This window comes from Flavobacterium sp., assembly GCF_003525665.1.
Classification (GTDB): domain Bacteria; phylum Bacteroidota; class Bacteroidia; order Flavobacteriales; family Flavobacteriaceae; genus Flavobacterium.
Map to the genome: position 1 here is coordinate 855 of NZ_DQDX01000183.1, position 3,320 is coordinate 4,174.

General features: G+C 32.0%; 4 protein-coding genes and 1 pseudogene. 2 read left to right on the forward strand and 3 right to left on the reverse strand.

Going from position 1 to position 3,320, the window contains the following annotated elements:
- Positions 1–368, reverse strand: a pseudogene (locus tag DIU01_RS12740) (hypothetical protein); the annotation flags it as partial.
- Between the two features lie 72 nt (positions 369–440).
- A complete protein-coding gene (locus DIU01_RS12745) occupies positions 441–968 on the reverse strand; it encodes an NUDIX domain-containing protein (RefSeq protein WP_290835037.1) in 528 nt (175 codons plus the stop codon).
- 110 nt (positions 969–1,078) lie between these two features.
- Between DIU01_RS12745 and DIU01_RS12750 the strand changes: the two genes are divergently transcribed.
- Positions 1,079–1,654 carry a pentapeptide repeat-containing protein gene (locus DIU01_RS12750; RefSeq protein WP_290835039.1) on the forward strand — a complete coding sequence of 192 codons (576 nt, stop codon included), beginning with the start codon at positions 1,079–1,081 and terminating at the stop codon, positions 1,652–1,654.
- 106 nt (positions 1,655–1,760) lie between these two features.
- Positions 1,761–1,928: a hypothetical protein gene (locus tag DIU01_RS12755; RefSeq protein ID WP_290835041.1), complete on the forward strand. Its 168-nt coding sequence runs from the start codon at positions 1,761–1,763 to the stop codon at positions 1,926–1,928.
- Between the two features lie 57 nt (positions 1,929–1,985).
- On the opposite strand, the gene sucC is transcribed toward DIU01_RS12755, so the two are convergent.
- The gene (gene sucC, locus DIU01_RS12760) at positions 1,986–3,179 is read right to left on the reverse strand and encodes an ADP-forming succinate--CoA ligase subunit beta (protein ID WP_035126000.1); all 1,194 of its coding nucleotides are present in this window, start codon (positions 3,177–3,179) and stop codon (positions 1,986–1,988) included.
- Positions 3,180–3,320: the final 141 nt, after the last annotated feature.

A 3,320-nucleotide genomic window follows, 5' to 3' on the forward strand; every position in this document is an offset into this window, starting at 1 on the left:
GCATATTTGGTTTTATGATTTCCTGATCCAGATTTTTTAAGATTACCAAAAATTTGATCTAATGCCGCTTGACGAATGGCGCGTTCAGTTTTAGCAGTGATTCCAGTTCCTGAAGTTCCATCGGGTTTTATTTCTTCGCGGATGTAGCCTTTTTTCTTTAAATCTTCAATGAAATCATCGATGGTGTAATTAGCGTCGGTTAGTTTATACTCAACGTCCAATTGTCTTAACCAATCAATTGCCTCGGCAAAATCGCCTGAAGTGTGCGTGATTAACTCCTTGAAAATCTCAAAAAGTTTATCAAATGGCGAAAGATTGGGCGCTTCGTAGTTCTTGAATAAAAATCCTTTTTTAACGTTCTTTTCCATAGCATATAAAATTACTATTTAAACTTTAAAACCGAACAAAACGAATACTAATTTTGAGTTAAAGTAACTTCGCTATTTTAAATAATTGTCACCAATCACTTTTCGAATAGAAACAAATCCAATTTTATCAAGGTTAATTTCACTCCGTTTTATCCAAATTAATTCCTCAATTTCATCTTTAGCATTAACCGAAATTTTATCTTCTTCAAGATTGCATTCGTAGAAAATATCCATCGTTCTGTAGGGCACATTTTTGTACAAATAATTGTTTGGTGCCGTTGTAATGTACTTTAAATTATCTGCTGAAATATCCAAACCTAATTCTTCATTAATTTCTCGACAAGCAGCTTCTTCGGCAGTTTCATTTGGATCTATAAATCCGCCTGGTAAATCGAGTTTTCCTTTATCGGGATCGACATTTCTTACTGTGAAAAGGATTTTGTCCTCAAATGTAAAAATGACTGCGACAGCTGCTGCAATGTTATGATACAAAACAAAATCACAATCGTTACAATGCAATTTGAAATTATTTACATACGTTACATTTTGCGAACTACAATTAGGACAATACTTGAAAAAAGAGGCGTTATTGGATTCCATTTTGAAACAATTTATTCTGTAAAAATAGTTATAATTAGTAGAAATTAGAATGAAATTACACTCAAATCATCCGATATATTTTAGTAGTTTTACCATCTTAAAATAAAATTATGCACGTAGATTATATTCTTGATCAAGAGTTTAAAGACCAAACATTTGATGATTTCAATACCAAATTTAAAGAATTTGAAAATTGTGTTTTTTACAATTGCGATTTTAGAACGTGTACTTTTCAAACGGTAACGTTCATTGATTGCAACTTTTTTGATTGCAATTTTCAAGACACAAAAATCAATTACGTTTCTTTACGTGGTGTATTTTTTACAAAATGTAATTTTACTAATGTAAATTTTGCCATGACCGATCAAGTAATTTACGAATTTCATTTTAAAGATTGCTTGCTGGATTATGCCAAATTCTATGCTTTAAAACTCAAAAAAATGCAGTTTATCAATTGCAGTATGATTTCGGTAGATTTTATGGCGAGTGATTTAACCGAAGCTTTATTTGACAATTGCAATCTACGAAAAGCCGTTTTTATTGATACTATTGCCAACAAAACCGATTTTTATACCAGTTATGATTACAGCATTGATCCCGATAAAAACAAACTAAAAAAAGCTATTTTTTCTGTAGATGGATTAAAAGGACTATTGGAAAAATATGATATTGTAGTAAAGCAGTAAGTAAGAAGTTACAATCACTATTTTTTAACAATTTTCACTCAATTTGATAATATACTTTGCCAAAATAGAACTTACATAATTCGTATTTTAGTAAAAATTAAATCAAATGGAAATAAATTGGTATATAGTTGGAAGCGTTATTTTAATTGCTCTTGTCTTAGTCGCTTTTTTAATAAAACGAAATTTAAAGGACGAAAAAAATTATGAAAAATATTTAAAAAAGAACGATAAATCGATTTCTATGAAAGATGAAATAGATTCCGAAGAATTGTAAAAAAAAAATCCCGAGCATAAGACTCGGGACTTTATATATAAAATAATTTCTAACTAATTAAGAAAGCGCTTTTTGAACTTGATCTGCAGCTTCTTGAAATTGTACAGCCGATAAAATTGGCATACCAGAATTATCAATTAATTCCTTAGCAATTTCAGCATTTGTACCTTGTAATCTTACAATGATTGGCACTTTTATAGCGTCACCCATATTTTTGTAAGCATCAACAACACCTTGAGCAACACGGTCGCAACGAACGATTCCACCAAAAATGTTAATCAAAATAGCTTTCACGTTTGGATCTTTTAAGATAATTCTAAAAGCCAATTCCACACGTTTTGCATCTGCAGTTCCACCAACGTCTAAGAAGTTAGCTGGTTCAAAACCTGCATATTTAATTAAGTCCATCGTTGCCATTGCAAGTCCAGCACCATTTACCATACAACCAACAGTTCCATCAAGGTCAACATAATTTAAACCTGCCGCTTTCGCTTCAACTTCAATTGGATTTTCTTCACGAACGTCTCTGTATTCAGCTAATGCAGCGTGACGGTATAAAGCATTATCATCAAGATTTACTTTGGCATCAACAGCAATAATTTTATTATCAGATGTTTTCAAAACTGGGTTGATTTCAAACATTGAAGCGTCTGAACCAACATAAGCTTTGTATAAAGCATCAATAAACTGAACCATTTCTTTAAAAGCATTTCCAGAAAGACCTAAATTAAAAGCAATTCTTCTAGCTTGAAAACCTTGTAAACCAACATTTGGATCAATTTCTTCATTGAAAATTAAATGTGGTGTGTGCTCAGCAACTTCTTCAATATCCATTCCACCTTCAGTAGAATAAACAATCATGTTTTTTGCAGTCGCTCTATTCAATAAAACCGACATATAAAACTCACTAGTTTCACTTTCACCAGGATAATAAACATCCTCAGCAACCAAAACTTTGTGTACTTTTTTACCTTCAGCACTAGTTTGCGGAGTGATTAATTGCATTCCAATAATTTGCTCAGCCAATTCCTCAACTTGTTGCAAATTTTTAGCAAGCTTAACGCCACCACCTTTTCCTCTTCCACCTGCGTGAACTTGAGCTTTAATAACGTGCCATCCAGTTCCTGTTTCAGCAGTCAATTGTTTTGCAGCAGCAACCGCTTCTTGCGGATTGTTTGCCACATAACCACGTTGAATTTTTACACCATAACTGGCTAATATTTCTTTTCCTTGATATTCGTGTATGTCCATAATAAAAGTTTGTCGATTTTAAAGTGTCACAAAAGTAATTAATTTCATCGAAACCAAAAAGAAATGTATATCAATTTAGTAACTTTATTTATTAAAAGTTATTAGCATGGGTTTTTAAAATTAGGAGCGAATCGCTTGGGC

Coding starts and splice junctions, on each gene's coding strand:
- DIU01_RS12745 (WP_290835037.1), bottom strand. CDS start 968: ATGGAATCCAATAACGCCTCTTTTTTCAAGTATTGTCCTAATTGTAGT.
- DIU01_RS12750 (WP_290835039.1), top strand. CDS start 1,079: ATGCACGTAGATTATATTCTTGATCAAGAGTTTAAAGACCAAACATTT.
- DIU01_RS12755 (WP_290835041.1), top strand. CDS start 1,761: ATGGAAATAAATTGGTATATAGTTGGAAGCGTTATTTTAATTGCTCTT.
- sucC (WP_035126000.1), bottom strand. CDS start 3,179: ATGGACATACACGAATATCAAGGAAAAGAAATATTAGCCAGTTATGGT.